We start from the raw sequence: 14958 nt of genomic DNA on the forward strand, positions 1-14958 counted from the left end.
CTCACATGAAAAAGCTCGGACTCCGGACCAAAGGCCCCGAAACCATGGCAGCGCTGGCAGGCGTGGTGTCTGCCGCCGTCGTGTTGGCCGTAGCCGAGCTGATCGGCGCGTTCTTCACCGCCAGGGCAACCCCGGTGTTCGCGCTGGGATCCACCTTCATCGACTTCACGCCGTCATGGATGAAGGACTTTGCGATCGCCACGTTCGGCACGAACGACAAAGCCGCGCTGTTCGTAGGTATGGGCGTCACTATCGCCGTACTGGCCTGCGTTCTGGGCGTTGTGGCCTACAAGAAGTGGGCACTTGGCGTCCTGGGTGTGCTGTTCATGGGTGCCGTAATAGTGGCCAGCGTCCTGACCCGGGCCGGTGTAAGACCCGCCGACGCCATCCCCTCAATCGTGGGCACCATCGCCGGCCTCATCGTCCTGCGCCTCCTCATCAAACCGTTGTGGGGGTTGAAAGCGTGGCCGGAAGCCCCCGCCGACGTAGCAGCCGACGCCGACAGCCAGGTTGGAGGCGCCGGCACCAGTCGCCGTCGTTTCTTCGCTGCTGCCGGTATCACCGCGGTAGCTGCCGGAATCGCGGCGACCGGTGGGCGGCTGCTCGGAGCCGCGCGCAACAACATAGCTCAGGCCCGTGATGCTCTCACGCTGCCGTCGCCTTTGAAGGCAGCGCCCCCTGTTCCAGCCGGCGTCCAATCCCCGGTGGCAGGAGTCTCCTCATGGCTGACACCGAACAACGATTTCTACCGCATTGATACCGCCCTGAGCGTCCCGGAAATCAACGTCGAAGACTGGGTACTGCGGGTGCACGGAATGGTTGAGAAGGAAATAACCCTCACCTTCCAGGACCTGCTCGACGCCGACCTGATCGAATCGCACGTCACCCTCACCTGCGTGTCCAACCCCGTGGGCGGAAAGCTTGCCGGAAACGCCAAATGGCTGGGAATGCCCATCCGCGAAGTCCTGGCCATGGCCAAACCAAAAGATGGCGCGGACATGGTGCTCTCAACATCCATCGACGGGTTCAGTGCCTCCACACCACTGGAGGTGCTGCAGGATGACCGCGATGCCATGCTGGCCATCGGCATGAATGGGGAGCCCCTTCCCATCGAGCACGGATACCCCGTACGGATGGTGGTTCCGGGACTCTACGGATTCGTCTCCGCCACCAAATGGGTAGTGGACTTGGAAGTCACCCGCTTCGCGGACAGCAAGGCCTACTGGACGGAACGCGGCTGGTCAGAGCGCGGCCCCATCAAGACCATGGCACGTGTAGACGTGCCCGGGTCCTTCGCGAAATTGAAGGCAGGAAAAGTGGCCGTGGGTGGCACCGCATGGGCGCAGACCCGCGGAATCACCAAGGTGGAAGTACAGATCGACGACGGCGACTGGGTGGAAGCAACGCTTTCCACCGAAGCATCCACCATCACATGGCGCCAGTGGTCCTACGAATGGGATGCCACACCCGGCATGCACTACGTCAAGGCCCGCGCCACCGACAGCACCGGGGAAGTCCAGACGGACAAGCGCGCCGACCCCGTACCTGACGGGGCCTCAGGCTGGCAGTCGGTGGCAGTGACGGTGGAGTAACTGACCGGCCTGGCTCGTTCTGGGACCGGCTTCCGGGCGGATGCTCACGTTCACCTCGGAGGCGTCGATGATTGTCTCTAGGCGGTTGCTCCCGCGAGGCGATCGTCGGTTCCCTGAAGCGGACGCTCTGAGAGGATGGGTGCGTTGATCAGCGAGCGGTCGTAGACCACCAGGGCGTTGTTCTCGATGATCTGTTCCTTGGATGTCACGAGTCCCGTCCGCATGTCGCGGGTCAGGCGAACCACTTTGTTGTGGCGATAGATTTTGCCGTCCGCTTCGTGGAAGTAGGCGTCTTCCTCGCGGATGTGGAACTTCTTGTCGGGGACTCTTTCTGCGCGGAGTTCACCGCGCAAGTGTTCCTCGGTGGTGCTGACAAGGAACTGATATGCCTGGTTGGTGTCGTTGCGGACCCTGTAGTCCAGGTAGTTGTAGATGATCGATGTACCTGAGCCGAAGGGGATCTGGCGGTTGAAGTCCGGGAACAGATCTAGGTCTCCGTGGTGATGGTGTTCCACCACCGTAAGTTCACTGTGCAGGACCATCCAATGCAGCAGGTTGGTGAACTGGCATAGGCCTCCGCCGATTCCTGAGTCGGGCCGTCCGTGGTTGATGACCAAGCCATCGCGATAGCCCTTGGCCTCCGTGCAGCTGCCCACCAGCTTCCAGAAAGAGAACGTCTCCCCGGGACGAATCATCACCGAGTTGACCAAGGGTGCGGCGATTCCCAGGCTGACGGCCTTATTTTCCTGCAGGTGCAGATCGACGTTGCCGAGTTTCCGTCTGATGAGCGAATTGTGGCGGTAGACCACCTCGGGCAGGACCTCATGAGGTTGTCGTTTGGCGAATGCAGTAGGCGAGACGAAGTCGCGGACTCTGCGGGTGACGATCATTCGCTGAACCGACAGACGGTAGGTCAACGGCGAGATTTCGCAGAACAGTTTTCGTGGCATTGTTTCCCCAATAACGAGCCCACCAAGGGGCAGCCTGACGCCCGGAAGGATCGGTGTCGGGACATATCTTTACAGATGTTGGAGAAAATCCGAAATCATGAGTTCCTGGATGTCAGGCCCCAAGGCCGTACTCCTCCAGCCAAGGAGGACTTGGCAGTCGGCGCACATCTCCAGCCGCCCGGTAAGGGATCCCCTTACGGACAGCTCCGAAGCATCGAAAAGCTGCTCGCCAAAAACCAATGTCCCTCTAGGGGAGTCACTCTCGCCAGGGATGCTGACAATCGCGACACGGCGGAATGCCGACGACGGCGGGCGCTGCCGCCGTCGTCGGCTTCCTTTTCCAGTGAGTGAGTGAGCGTTAGCCGAACACCCGGGTACCTTCGGGCATCGCGGGCATGGAGGAGGCTCCGCCGCCCAGGTCCTTGTCGTTGGCGGTTAGGCCGGTGGGGTCGTAGTAGGCGGCGACCAAGCGCTGCTTGATGTAGCCGAGCACTATCTGCCCTTTGCTATCGCAGTTCCTGGCGGTGATGGCCGTGAAGTTCTGCCAACCATTCCCCGCGGCCGGGCGGATGGTTTTGGAGCTCCACTGGGTGGGTGTGGCGTCCGGGATGATGTACTGGCGCAGTTCGCCGGTGGTGAGGGTAGCCATCAGCACGGCAGCCGGCTTGCCGTTGATGGCGATTGAAGGCGCCGAGCCGATGGCTGTAATGGAGGCGCCACCGCCGAACACCTTGACCGTCCCGGTGATGGTCCGGGCGCTGGTGTCCAAGGTGTAGCGGTAAAGTTCGCCGCCGCTGGTGAGCCGGAAAATGAACTGCTGGCCCCGGACGTCCGCTGTGCCGCTGTAGGCGGTGGTGATGGACTTCTGGAACCACCCGTTACCAATAGTGGTGATCGGTCCGTCGATGGAGTGCTTCCAGGTGCCGTCCGCCTGGAGGTCCTGCCGCTGGTTATAGAACTTCGCTTTGCCGTCTGAGGAGGTGCCGAAGTAGGAGAACTTGCCAAAGGTCTCGTCACCCATCCCGCCGGTTTGCGTCAGGTAAGTCGCATCGAACGGTACAGGCGAGGACCAGCTCTTGTTCTCCCAGCGGAGCTTGCCGCCGCTAAGGAAGATGGCACCGAGATTCCCGTTCGGTTCGACGCTCAGCAGGCCGCCAAAGCAGTCGGCGGGCGTCGGGGTGGGAGTGGGGTAAGCCGTGGCAGCGCTGGCGGGAGCGGCGCCGGAGAGTGCCAGTGCGCAGGCGGCGAGGCACCCGAACAGCTTAGTGGTGAGTTTCATATGCGGACTGCTCATCGGACGTTGCGCCAAACCTGAACGGCCCTGGTGCCTGCCGGGCAGTTGGCGTAGGAGGTGTTGAATCCTTGCGAGGCAGGCATCTGCCACCTCCAGGGCCCGGTCACGATAGCCTCCTGACCGGTGGGGACATGACGGCACTTGCCCGCAACCTGATACTCAGTGCCCGGCGCATCGGAATTGCAACTGCCTCCCACACTGTATTCGTAGTGGATCCAGACGTTGCAGTTGGCATAGCCATCGTTAGCCAACGCAGGTTGAGCCGTGAGCAATGCCCCTCCCATGAAGGCAAGGGCAGCGCTGGCAGCAAGAATTTTTTTAGCAATCTTCATGGTGTTCCCCCGGGTCGGTTAGGTATTCCCTTGATACTCGGGCACAACCGGTCCTCGCGCTATGGGGCGAACTACCCACGTGGTGTGCTCAGCGAGGGGCGAGAGCGATCTCTTCCGTGCGGGCTATACCGCGCTGGATGGCCGCTTTGTCGATCCCCAGCAGCGTGGTGAGCCACATGCCGTTCTGCACCACAACGACGTCGGCCGCGCGGTCCCGGCATTCTTCAGGTGACAGCCCGGGAACGGCGTTGCCGATCAAGGCCGCGAGCCCTTGGAGGTACCTGTCAAAGGCTGCGGCATTGATGCGTGCAAAGTCCTCATCCGCCTGGGCGAGGGCCCACAAATGAAGTCGGAGGGATAGGTATGGTGTGGTTAGAAGACCAGGATCTGCAACACGTCGCAGTGACTCCCGGAGTTGCTCGTCCGGTGTTGATGAAGCTAGCGGCTCCACCAGCAGGAGGTCGTGCTCTTCGATCTGGTGGAGCACCGCGCGGATCAGGCTCGATTTGTCTTCGTAGTAGTAGTTCACAAGCCCCAGCGCGACGCCGGCTTCACGCGCCACAGCCCGCATGTTAATGCCTGAAATGCCGTGGCGGGAGAGCAGTTCCAAGGCCGCGTCGAGAATGCGTTTCTGCCTATCGACCTGTTCGCCGGACTTTACGGTGCTTGTACCCATCCGGCCAGACTATTGCCTCAGCCTGATCAACGCATCCTGACCGTCTACAGGTTCTTTTCTGCGTAGATCCGAAGGGCATCCCTGACCGACGTCGCCCGACGTCGCCCCTGATTCGCCGGTGCAGCGACGGGCTATTCTGCGTTTGTCAGGCCTTCGCTGGCTGAACGGGCCCTGACGGCGGTTCGTCCAGGCCGTCATGTACGGGCAATCTGGTAAAGCTGCGCAGCTGACGGCTGCAGAGGCAGATCAGCGCGCCGACCACGAACCCGCAGCTACCCACTACTACCGATGCTTGAACCCCTGCGATGGCAGCAACTGCACCACCCATGAGGGCGCCGATGGGATCAACGCCCCAAGAGACGAAGCGTGCCGTTCCGGCAACCTTGGACAGGTGGCGTTCTGGAAAGAGCGCTTGTCGCATCGAGCGCCCAATGATCATGTTGACGACGATGCACAATTCAAAAACGGCGAAAACAATCGACGTAATCACGGCGGCGCTTACCCCGTGTGTAGCCGCAGTCAAGGGAAGGCAGAGCCCGGCAAGGGCAATAATGCTGAAGGAGACAGTGAGAACCTGTCCCAGACGTGCCCGCTGCGTGATTCGGTCCGTCAAGGCCGATCCGATGATTCCAACGACGGCAGGTATAACGAACACCAGCCCCAGGAGTGCCGGATTCATGCCAAGCACTGTGAGCGCGTAGACGGAGAACACCGCCAGAATCCACGAGTCGAAAAAGTTGTACGCCGTGGCAGCGAGTAACACCACCCTTTGCGGCGTCTGCTTCCATAACAGGCTGAAGCCCAACCGGATTTCGCGAAGATGCCCGCGAACAGCGTTTTGTTTCGCGACGTCATGATCCTCCGCTTCCCTTGATGAGCGGTCGAGCGGAAGCTTGATGAGCATCAACGAGCTGAAGACATAAGTGACGGCATTGATGGCAACAATAAAGGGCGCCCCGAGGGTGCTGATGATGATTCCAGCAACAGCTGCGCCGCCTGACTCAGTGACAGACATCCCCCCTTCGATCCACGAATTTGCGCGGATAAGGAGCTTTCGCGGAACCACCGAAGGGATCGCTGCAGCCATGGCGCTCTCGTACAGCAAAGTCAGGACGCCTACCGAAAAGAGTGCAATGGCAAGAATCTGCCAATTCAGGGAACCCGCCAGCATCAGGGCAAGAACCACGGCGAACACAATGAACCTGCCACTGTTGCAAACATGCAGCAGGACGTGGCGCCGGGAGCGGTCCGCTATGACACCTGCAGACAGCGAAATGAACAGCGGAGCCGACAGTCCGGCAGCCACCACCCAGCTGACCTGGGTGGCGTCCAGCCCAAGGACAGTAACGCCGATCACCGGCACGGCGAAGGCCATCATGGCTGATCCGGCATTCGACACGAAGTCGCCTACCCACAGCCGGTAGAAGCCGGTGCGGGCAAGACTGTGGTTCTGCTGCGCCTGTTGTTCGTCGGTGGCGTCTGTTGATGTTGTTTCGACCAAGAGGTCACTCCTGTGTGCTGTGTTTCCTGAGGACGTAGCCGCCCATGAGCGTAGTGGTGGTGCTGGCCGCAAGCTGATCTTCGGGGAGCCGGCCCAGCGTCCGGGCGAACCAGGAAGCCACAGCAGCAATTTGTTGCTCACTGGCGGGGGAGCCTATGACCAACTTATAGTCCGCGTATTCCGTCACGAGGGTCCGGAGGGCGTCCTCGCGAAGGGTACCTGTTCGTTGCTGGGGGAGCTTGTTTGTCAGGGGGTCATGGCGCTGATAGCCGAGCGAGGCGTGCATGTCGGTATACCGGCTCATGACCGATCTGGTGTAAACGAGGTCGCGGGGCGCCCACTGAGGCGCGGTCACTTTCCGGGCCAGTCCGATCCCTCGATAGACAGGATGCACCACCAGGCGTTGGCCCAGGGTGAGGGAGCTGTTAACCTCTGCGAACTCCTCCATCGCATCCGCCCACGCTGTTGGGTAAGGGGCGCAGTAGAGACGCGCGGCAACCGGCTCATCGTCTAGCTTCGCCGCCACGATGCTGACTTCACGCTGCCCCGGATCGAAATCGAGCTTGGGATAATAGTGAAAGCGCTGCAGGGCGGCGTAGTCGGGAAAGGTGCCATGCCCGACGTCGATCTTCTCGCCAAGCGGCCATGACCGGTCGCCACTATGCTCTAGAACCCTCGGAGAGTCGTTGGCACGGACGCGGATAGTGCGGTCCGGTGCCAACGCGGTTTCAATATCGTCGTGGGCAGTAGCAACCAGGAGATCGATGTTGCGCTTTCGGCAGGTCCGCTGCAGGTTGAAAGCGACGACTGATGCCGCCGCCCGGTCCACGGTGGACAGGAACTCGTCCACCAGTATCCTGCGGGAGCCGCCAGCAATCGCCGCGGCGAGACGGGCACGGAAATGCTGCCCATCCGAGAGCCACGATGCCGGTCTGATGACAACCTGGGCATCACCAAGACCAAACCCCGCAAGGAGCGCAATGCGGGTGCCAAGGCTTCCTGTGAACTGATCGATCAGCGGCACATCCGGTGCGAGGTCAGGGAGAAGGCTCCACGAGGGGTCAACAGATTGGACCTGCCGCAGAATCGCAGACTTACCGCAGCCACTGGGGCCGGTGATGAAAGTGATGCCGGCCCCGATCTGAATGTTCAGCGGGGGTATGGCACTCCAGACGTAGTGGGCGTCCTCGAAGAAGGCGTCTATGACCGCTGGCACCAAGGACCCGCCAGTGACCGGTGGGGCCTCCCAGGCGGTCACTTCGAGGCCGCTTTCTGCAGGAGGTCCAGATGCTGGTCACCGTACTCTTGATAACTCGAAGTGGCACCATTGATATGCCCGATGCTGACGCTGGTCAGGACAATCTGTTCACCGGGTGACAGGTTAAGTGCCGCCTCCATCTCTGCGGCATGGATGGCATTTGACGGCACGGCTCCCAGTCCCTTGTCCGCAGCAGCGAGCAAGGCGTTCTGGGACATGTGCCCGGCCTGAAGCAACAGAGCGTTGAAGCCGGACGCGGCGTTGTACTTCCACGCGGTACGAGACACCGCCCCAACTATGACGATGATCGCGGCCGCGGTGTCCGCCCACCGTTGGTTCCCGAGCAGTCGCATCGCATTGGTGCGGATATCAACGGACACCACTTCAAGGGCATTGGATGTTGGCCGGTAGCGGTAGACGCCCTGCGATATTCCTTCGACATTCTGGACGATGACATAGCAATCGGCGCCGTTAAGACCACCGGCGCTGGGTGCAAATGAAAGTGGCAGGGGCGGACGCATGGGGGCTTTCCGGTAGCTTTGGATTCCAGCAGTTGCCCAGAGCACACTGCTGAGGTCCTGGAGGCTCACTGCTTCTTGGATGAAATCGCGCCGGCTCCGACGTCGTTCAAGTGATGACGTGAGTCCAGAACCCAGGGAACCGGTAGGCAGACCCACGGCCGTTGCACCCTCCGGCACCCCGGGGGCGAGGTCGTCTCCGGCATGATCGCGGAGAGCCCGGCCGAAGTCCATCGCTTCGGTTCGATCATCGCTGAATCGGAGGCTTCGAGTGACCAGGTGGTGGTCTGCCGTGGTTTCGCCAAAGGGCCAGTTGCTGCTGAAAGTGGCTTCTGCCTGTTCTGCCTCGGAGCCTTCTTCCAGGAGGAATCCATCCGACACCAGCGCGTTCAGGATTTCATCTGCCCGTTGGTTGTCGCCCACGCCGTCATCAAGCTGCCTGCGGATCCGGTCCGACTCCGTCCATTCGGTGCTCTGCCGCAGGATGTTCCAGATCGGCTGCGGAATTCGGCGGACGGCGCCGTTCGATGGGTTGGCGCCCACCACACTCCCATCACGAAACCGAAAGGTCAACCGGTGGGCAGTACGGACCCTGGCGTTCATTCTTCTCCCCATTGAATTTGTTCCCAATCAACTTCAGCCCTGGCGTTCACAACGGGCCGGTCCACTCTAATGCGGCCACTGCTGCTGAGAGTCGAAACTGCCCGTAAGAGTGGCACAAATCCATGTCCGACTCCGAATGCCGTGTCAATAATCTCCAGTTGTGCACCATGTAAGGGAGCATCTCCCCGCAAGTATTCGTTGTAGTCCACTGAATGCAGATGGCAGGAAATACTCTGCCGGGATAGCTGCTGCTTGATATTCGTGGCGACTGTTTTGTTCGGATGGAAATCGGTGTATTGGATGGTTATCGTCCCGAATCCGCCATTGCCAGTCATTGTTGTGTGAGCAGCGGGCAGTTCCGTGTACGTCCCCCCAGTCACGGCGGCCAGTTCCAAGGGATCGAGGCTCGCCGCGAACCCTTGGGAAACCGTTGACCCCCGCGCAAACCTCAGCCCCATCACCAGATCAACGCTGCGGTTTAGGTCTTTGTCCCTACGGAACGGGCGGCCGCCCAACACTCTGGTCAGGTCCAGTTCACCTCGCCTAAACATCGCCTCTCCCTCGTCAACGGATTCAGTGGAAATGATGCTGATGCTGTCCACTCCCTGACTTTTCGAACCTCGGCGACGCCGCAGGTTGACTGTCCTGCCGCCAGCGCCGATGTCATCGATGACATAGGGTCCGCTCGTGTGCCGCGTCGCGCTGTCCCGGATACAGGGAGTCAGTGAAAATGCTGCGGTGGCGAGGAGTGTCTGTAGGCGTTCAACCGGAAGGGGACTGTTTACCAGCAGCCTGTCCGTTTGGCGCTCGACATTCCCTGAGCGCTGACTTGCCGTTACTGCGAGGCCGCGTGCGACGCAGCGCTCGAGTTCCGCGACGGTTACTCTGTGGGAATCCGTCCACGTCGTGTCTTCGGCGGGAAACAGTGCGGTCACGTTCTCTTCGACCTGTTCAAGACAGGCTGCTTGGGGAACGATCGATCCGTTGGGGCGGAGGAGAAAAGGGCGGGCGTGGACAGCTGATGTGGTGAAGGCCCAGGCATGGTCAAGGTGTGGGGGGAAGGTCACCCGCCGCAGCGGAAGTTCAGCTTCGGCACTAAGCATCATGGTGCGCACAGTCCCGGGCGAGTGAGCGGTGAATTGTCAACGAATCGAACTCAAGAGTCATTCGGGTCGGCTCGCTATCGGTGTCCGGGGCCACGGCCCAGTCAAGGACACGTTGTGCCATGAGGGCACCCACCAAAGTATTGGTGACTCCATGGGACCACGGGGTCACGGCTTGCTTCGCAGCCCGGGACCCGTACCAGCACGCCAAACATACTGTTTGGCGGGGACTGAAGAAGGGGCCCACATGGCCAAGGTCGACGCCCACGGCGCCGGTCATCACTGGTAAGCCAGCGGACAGGCACGCAGTAACCACTTGCTGTTCAATCCCGGCCGGTGAGTCGATGCACGACGCCACGACGGTGACTGACGGATATTCGCCGAGTAATAGTGCCACGTCGCTCTCACTGGAAATCCGGCGATCGACGGTTTGGATGTCAGCGTCCTCCACTCGCTCCGAGATCCAAGCCTTCGTCGTGTCCAGTTTGGCGGCACCAACGTCGGATGTCCGCCAAAGGAATTGACGGTTGAAGTTGGAGAGCTCTACGGCGTCGTGATCGACCAGGACGAAGCGGCGTACGCCTGCTGCGACCAAGTGTTGGATCAGGACCGTTCCTGTTCCGCCGACGCCGAGTACCAGGACGCGCTGATCACCGATCTGCTGCTGCGCAAGCTGTGGAGCCTTTGAACGCGTGGCCAGATATCCGAGGGATCGACTCTGACGCTCATCCACTTCAACGTGAGGATGGCGTTCAATGATGACGTGGCGCTCCACGAGCGCGTTGAGCAGTTTGCGCATTGCGGCGTTCGCTGTGGACGGATCCGCCATTGCTGCATGGAGCAGACTCGCAGTGGCGTCGTGTTGAAGTAGAGCCACTGTCCGGCGGCTGTACTCGTCCTCGATGGTCAGGGTTTCCTCGTCGAATGCGACGGCTTTTGCGGGGTGAAATTCGTAGTGGAACATAAGATGCGGCGGGCGCCCGAAGGCACCCGCCGCTCCCTGTCTTCTTCGATCAGCAGCGGCGCATCACGAATTCGCTGGGATCAAAGCTTGTGGTTGTCTCGAAGAACTCGTCAAACTCGATGCCCTTCAAACCATTCTCGAGCGCTTCGAGCGCTCCGGCTTCAGTTGCCACTTCAAGATTCTGCATAATATGCTCCCGTTCGTTATCGGACGGAAAATGCTTTCTGCATCCCCGAGCATGAGCCTAGGGCAACTCCGCTGGTGAGGCTAGAGCAAAATGACAGAATTTATCAATTTATTTGAATCCTGTGTCAATAAAATCATCATTCATTCAGAATGCGGCCATTATGAACAAATGGTCGCGTATTCTTGCACATGAGTTTGCGAAATAAAAGTCAAGCCGTGCAGCTGGTTTGGGCAGTTAGAGGTTCTTCTCTGCGTAGATCCGCAGGGCATCCCTGACAAACGTCGCCCCTGATTCGCCGCCGTAATTGGCTGCGAACCGCGGGTCTGCAACGTACATTTCGCCGAGTCCTGTGACGTAACCTTTCACGTCTCCGCCGGGTACCGCCGTCGGGGTTCCCGGGACGCCGCGCAGCCACTCGACGTGGCGCTGCGCGAGGTCCTGCGCTTCAGCACTGTCAGGTGAAACCCCGGATTCTGAGGCGGCGATCCAATCCGTGCCCAGTTTCCGGACGCGGTCCTTCCACTGCTGCTTTTCGTCGGCGCTCATCCCGCGCCACCACGAATCACCGGCGGCGTAGGCATCCTTGCCCCAGCGCTCCTCCACCTCGTCCTTGTACTGAGTGTGGTCGAAGCCGTCAAACATGTTCTGTGCCATGTACTTTCCATCCCCTTTCATTGTGTCTATGGTCTGCCGAACGGAGGCGATCTGCCGGGTCAACCTTTCCTGCTCCTGGGCGAGCCATTCCAAATGGCTGCTCAGCGCTTTGACGGTATCGGTCTCGCGGTCAAGAACTTCGGCGATGGCCGGAAGGCCCAGCCCTAGCTCCCGGAGCAGGAGGATGCGTTGGAGCTGAACCAATGCCGGACCGTCGTAGTAGCGGTAGCCGTTATGGCCGGTCCGGCTTGGTTTCAGCAGCCCGATGTCGTCGTAGTGACGCAACGTGCGACTGGTAGTCCCCGCAATCTTGGCGATTTCCTGAATTGACCAGTCCATACGTCCTCCGTCCTGTGCTTGTTCTTCGACAGTAAGGGTTGACGTTACGTCAAGGTCAAGGAGATGGTGACCAGCACTTAGTCGGCCAGAATCAGGTAGAGCGCCCGGCGGGTTTCGTCCAGCTTTTCGATGGCAGCTTGACGCTGTTCGTCGGTAGCGGCTGCACGGAACTGGTGAATGACCCCCATGAGCTTCCCCACGCTTTGGTGGAAAGCTGCGCCGGTGCCATCAGCCTCGGTGTTCCAGGCGTTGGCGAGTTCTTCCTCGTGTTCGGCCACATATGCCTTGCCGTCATCCGTAAGGGTGAACTCGGTGCGGCGACCCTCGCCGACGGCGACGATCAGTTCTTCGTCCACCAGCTGCTGCAGGGTGGGGTAGACCGAGCCGGGGCTGGGACGCCAGGCGCCGGACGTCTTCTCTGCGATCGTCTTGATCAGGCCGTAGCCGTTGGACGGCGCTTCAGCCAAGAGCGAGAGAATCGCTGCGCGGACGTCGCCGCGGTTGGCCCTGCGTGTTCCACCGGGACCGAAGCCCCGAGGCCCAAATCCGGGTCCGAAGCCTGGGCCGAAGCCACCGGGACCAAATCCGCCGCCGCCGTGTCCGCCCGGCCCGCGCCGGCCCTTGCCTCGGTTGAAACGGCCTCGGCCCTGTCCGTGTTCGGGATGTCCGTGATCGTGCTCGGGGAATGAGTTGTTGTTTTCGTTGATGCCTTTCATAACAGCATCGTCCTTTCGGTTGTTGTTACGCCGAAGAAGTATCGGCGATAGTTAACGATATATCGGTAACTATCGAGACGTCAAGACCTGAAATCGGGATGTGAGAGAGCGACGCCGAAAAGCCCGGGGGATGTGAGAGAGCGTTGTTAAAGCACGACGGCGGGTGGCAGCTTCCGTAGGGAAGCCGGCACCCGCCGTCGTGAATGGTTAAAGCGACGTAGCTATTTCCACCAGGTATCGAAGATGGTGACCGGAACGGTGCGCTTGTGACGCGTGCGCAGGTACTTCTGCTCCAGCAGCTCTGCCGCGTCCTCGGGAACGTCGCGGCCTTCGAGGTAGTCGTCGATGGTGTCGTAGGTGATACCGAGCTCGTCCTCGTCGGTACGGCCGGGCTTGTTGTCCAGGAGGTCGGCGGTGGGAACCTTCTCCCAAACCCTTGATGGTGCGCCAAGCTCTGCCAAGAGTGCGCGGTTCTGGCGTTTGTTCAGGCCGAACAGCGGCAGGATGTCCGCGCCGCCGTCGCCGAATTTCGTGAAGAAGCCCGTCACGGACTCGGCGCCGTGGTCCGTGCCGATCACCAGGTAGTTGTGTTCACCGGCCAGGGCGTACTGGGCGATCATGCGCGCGCGTGCTTTGGTATTGCCCTTGTGGAAATCGGAGATGGGAGCGCCGGTGGTCTTCTCGAACTCGTCCTCGAAGCCGTCCACAGCCTGGGAAATGTTGTAGGTCCACTCGGTCTTGGCCTTGATGAAGTCGAGGGCTGCCTGAGCGTCGTCTTCATCGTGCTGGATGCCGTAGGGGAGGCGGACGGCTACAAAGTTTGCGTCCACGCCCTCGGCTTCCAGTTCCTCAACGGCCAACTGGGCGAGGCGGCCGGCAAGGGAGGAATCGATGCCTCCGGAGATGCCAAGAACGAATCCTTTGGTGTTGGTCGCCTTCAGGTAGTCCTTCAGGAAAGCGACGCGCTTGCGGACCTCCTCTGCGGGGTTGATCCGGGGCTGGACGCCCATTTCTTCAATGATCTTGGCCTGGAGTTCGCGCATGTATTCCACACTAGTCAGCCCGGCTGCGGACGCTCAACCATATTGCGGACTTCCAGCCCACGTGTCAGTTATTTAGAGGGCACCGGACCTGTGGAGCCGCGGACGGTGAGGTGGGTGGGCATGACTGAGCGGCTGCGGTTTCCGCCGCCGGCGAGGGGATTCAGCTGGGCCAGCAACATGGACACGGCCACGCGTCCGGCCTGTTCAATGGGCGAGCTCATGGTGGTCAGGGGTGGGTTGCAGAAGTCCGCGCCAAAGATATCGTCACAGCCCACGATGCTCATGTCCTCCGGCACCCTCAGGCCGCGTTCACGGAGCCGTTGCAGCATGCCGATTGCAATGAGGTCGTTGAAGACGATGCACGCAGTGACCCCGCTGTGCACGGCTGCGTCTGCTGCGGCTGCGCCGGATTGGGTTTTGGGTGCGAAGGGTCCGATTCTGCGGACATCGACTCCGCGTTCCTCGGCGGCTTCGGACAAGGCAGTCCACCGCCGGGCACTGGACTGCGAAACGGCGGGACCTGAGACGTACGCAACTGACCTGTGGCCCAAGGAAATCAGGTGGTCCAAAGCCTGCGGCATGGCTGAGGGGGTGTCGATGAGAACCGCAGGAACGCCGTCGACGTCGCGGTTAACGGTGACCATGGGCATCCTGGCCGCGGCAGCGGCAAGTGCTTCGTCGTTGAGGCGGGACGCCGCCACAATGACGCCGTCGGCACTTTTGCGCAGCTGCTCCAGCGTGCTGGCCTCAACCTCGTCCGATTCCTCCGTATCAACCAGCAGCTGCGTGTAGCCGGCCGCCTTCAGTTGAAGCTGTGTCCCCCGGATGAGGTCGAAATAGAAGGGGTTGGTAATGTCCGGAACCAGGACGCCCACGGCACCTGTCCGGCCGGAGCTCAATGCTTTCGCCTGGGAGTTGGGCGTGTAATTAAGCTCGACGGCGGCGGCCTGGATCCGCTCGCGGGTGCGGATATTGACGCGCTCCGGATTGGCGAGGGCCCTCGAAACGGTGGACGCTGCGACGCCGCAGTGCGCAGCGATGTCATGGATGGTGGCAGGCCGGCCTGTTGCCATGGGTTGCGTCGCCATGGGCGTTCCTCTCTGAACAGCAAACATGGGCGTTCCTCCCGGAACGACAAGATCATCCGGCTGTGACTACTGCCACACCGTTAAATAAGGATGACACAGGATGGCAGGGAATGGCAATCGGTTGTCAACTGCGTGCCAAG

General features: G+C 60.8%; 15 protein-coding genes. 1 reads left to right on the forward strand and 14 read right to left on the reverse strand.

From position 1 onward, the window contains the following. Positions 1-5: 5 nt before the first annotated feature. Positions 6-1592: a molybdopterin-dependent oxidoreductase gene (locus ACZ5J0_RS02410; protein WP_464094097.1), complete on the forward strand. Its 1587-nt coding sequence runs from the start codon at positions 6-8 to the stop codon at positions 1590-1592. A gap of 77 nt (positions 1593-1669) precedes the next feature. On the opposite strand, the gene ACZ5J0_RS02415 is transcribed toward ACZ5J0_RS02410, so the two are convergent. The 14 genes from ACZ5J0_RS02415 to ACZ5J0_RS02480 all read right to left on the reverse strand — a co-directional run bounded on the left by ACZ5J0_RS02415 (position 1670) and on the right by ACZ5J0_RS02480 (position 14818). Continuing rightward, on the reverse strand, positions 1670-2542 hold the full coding sequence (locus tag ACZ5J0_RS02415) for a VanW family protein (protein ID WP_464094098.1): 873 nt from the start codon (positions 2540-2542) through the stop codon (positions 1670-1672). A 358-nt stretch (positions 2543-2900) separates the two neighbouring features. Continuing rightward, positions 2901-3821: a hypothetical protein gene (locus tag ACZ5J0_RS02420; RefSeq protein WP_464094762.1), complete on the reverse strand. Its 921-nt coding sequence runs from the start codon at positions 3819-3821 to the stop codon at positions 2901-2903. An 11-nt stretch (positions 3822-3832) separates the two neighbouring features. Further along, positions 3833-4168 carry a hypothetical protein gene (locus ACZ5J0_RS02425; RefSeq protein WP_166841215.1) on the reverse strand — a complete coding sequence of 112 codons (336 nt, stop codon included), beginning with the start codon at positions 4166-4168 and terminating at the stop codon, positions 3833-3835. A gap of 88 nt (positions 4169-4256) precedes the next feature. Then, positions 4257-4844: a TetR/AcrR family transcriptional regulator gene (locus tag ACZ5J0_RS02430; protein ID WP_166841216.1), complete on the reverse strand. Its 588-nt coding sequence runs from the start codon at positions 4842-4844 to the stop codon at positions 4257-4259. Between the two features lie 145 nt (positions 4845-4989). Then, complete coding sequence (locus ACZ5J0_RS02435) at positions 4990-6345, reverse strand: MFS transporter (protein WP_464094099.1); 1356 nt, start codon at positions 6343-6345, stop codon at positions 4990-4992. Between the two features lie 4 nt (positions 6346-6349). Then, positions 6350-7603, reverse strand: coding sequence for a hypothetical protein (locus ACZ5J0_RS02440; RefSeq protein WP_464094100.1), 1254 nt, complete (start codon positions 7601-7603; stop codon positions 6350-6352). Continuing rightward, a complete protein-coding gene (locus tag ACZ5J0_RS02445) occupies positions 7600-8664 on the reverse strand; it encodes a SagB/ThcOx family dehydrogenase (RefSeq protein WP_166841219.1) in 1065 nt (354 codons plus the stop codon). Before ACZ5J0_RS02445 ends, ACZ5J0_RS02440 begins: the two co-directional genes overlap by 4 nt. A gap of 56 nt (positions 8665-8720) precedes the next feature. Then, positions 8721-9830, reverse strand: a complete 1110-nt coding sequence (locus tag ACZ5J0_RS02450) for a hypothetical protein (RefSeq protein ID WP_464094101.1) — start codon at positions 9828-9830, stop codon at positions 8721-8723. Beyond that, positions 9820-10791 (reverse strand): ThiF family adenylyltransferase, encoded by a 972-nt coding sequence (locus ACZ5J0_RS02455; protein ID WP_142936854.1) that lies wholly within the window; start codon positions 10789-10791, stop codon positions 9820-9822. The genes ACZ5J0_RS02450 and ACZ5J0_RS02455 overlap by 11 nt, the downstream gene beginning before the upstream one ends. A gap of 49 nt (positions 10792-10840) precedes the next feature. Continuing rightward, positions 10841-10978: a hypothetical protein gene (locus ACZ5J0_RS02460; protein WP_160147613.1), complete on the reverse strand. Its 138-nt coding sequence runs from the start codon at positions 10976-10978 to the stop codon at positions 10841-10843. A gap of 234 nt (positions 10979-11212) precedes the next feature. Then, a complete protein-coding gene (locus tag ACZ5J0_RS02465; protein ID WP_464094102.1) occupies positions 11213-11971 on the reverse strand; it encodes a MerR family transcriptional regulator in 759 nt (252 codons plus the stop codon). Between the two features lie 77 nt (positions 11972-12048). Then, positions 12049-12687 carry a PadR family transcriptional regulator gene (locus tag ACZ5J0_RS02470; protein WP_223941641.1) on the reverse strand — a complete coding sequence of 213 codons (639 nt, stop codon included), beginning with the start codon at positions 12685-12687 and terminating at the stop codon, positions 12049-12051. A 221-nt stretch (positions 12688-12908) separates the two neighbouring features. Beyond that, positions 12909-13730: an ammonia-dependent NAD(+) synthetase gene (gene nadE, locus ACZ5J0_RS02475; RefSeq protein ID WP_166841224.1), complete on the reverse strand. Its 822-nt coding sequence runs from the start codon at positions 13728-13730 to the stop codon at positions 12909-12911. A 68-nt stretch (positions 13731-13798) separates the two neighbouring features. Further along, complete coding sequence (locus ACZ5J0_RS02480; RefSeq protein WP_464094103.1) at positions 13799-14818, reverse strand: LacI family DNA-binding transcriptional regulator; 1020 nt, start codon at positions 14816-14818, stop codon at positions 13799-13801. Positions 14819-14958 lie beyond the last annotated feature (140 nt).

It is taken from the genome of Arthrobacter sp. DualSoilB13, assembly GCF_055389195.1.

Excerpts from the sequence above, each read along its gene's own strand:
- ACZ5J0_RS02410 (WP_464094097.1), top strand. The coding sequence starts at position 6 with ATGAAAAAGCTCGGACTCCGGACCAAAGGCCCCGAAACCATGGCAGCG.
- ACZ5J0_RS02415 (WP_464094098.1), bottom strand. The coding sequence starts at position 2,542 with ATGCCACGAAAACTGTTCTGCGAAATCTCGCCGTTGACCTACCGTCTG.
- ACZ5J0_RS02420 (WP_464094762.1), bottom strand. The coding sequence starts at position 3,821 with ATGAAACTCACCACTAAGCTGTTCGGGTGCCTCGCCGCCTGCGCACTG.
- ACZ5J0_RS02425 (WP_166841215.1), bottom strand. The coding sequence starts at position 4,168 with ATGAAGATTGCTAAAAAAATTCTTGCTGCCAGCGCTGCCCTTGCCTTC.
- ACZ5J0_RS02430 (WP_166841216.1), bottom strand. The coding sequence starts at position 4,844 with ATGGGTACAAGCACCGTAAAGTCCGGCGAACAGGTCGATAGGCAGAAA.
- ACZ5J0_RS02450 (WP_464094101.1), bottom strand. The coding sequence starts at position 9,830 with ATGATGCTTAGTGCCGAAGCTGAACTTCCGCTGCGGCGGGTGACCTTC.
- ACZ5J0_RS02455 (WP_142936854.1), bottom strand. The coding sequence starts at position 10,791 with ATGTTCCACTACGAATTTCACCCCGCAAAAGCCGTCGCATTCGACGAG.
- ACZ5J0_RS02460 (WP_160147613.1), bottom strand. The coding sequence starts at position 10,978 with ATGCAGAATCTTGAAGTGGCAACTGAAGCCGGAGCGCTCGAAGCGCTC.
- ACZ5J0_RS02465 (WP_464094102.1), bottom strand. The coding sequence starts at position 11,971 with ATGGACTGGTCAATTCAGGAAATCGCCAAGATTGCGGGGACTACCAGT.
- ACZ5J0_RS02470 (WP_223941641.1), bottom strand. The coding sequence starts at position 12,687 with ATGAAAGGCATCAACGAAAACAACAACTCATTCCCCGAGCACGATCAC.
- nadE (WP_166841224.1), bottom strand. The coding sequence starts at position 13,730 with ATGCGCGAACTCCAGGCCAAGATCATTGAAGAAATGGGCGTCCAGCCC.
- ACZ5J0_RS02480 (WP_464094103.1), bottom strand. The coding sequence starts at position 14,818 with ATGGCGACGCAACCCATGGCAACAGGCCGGCCTGCCACCATCCATGAC.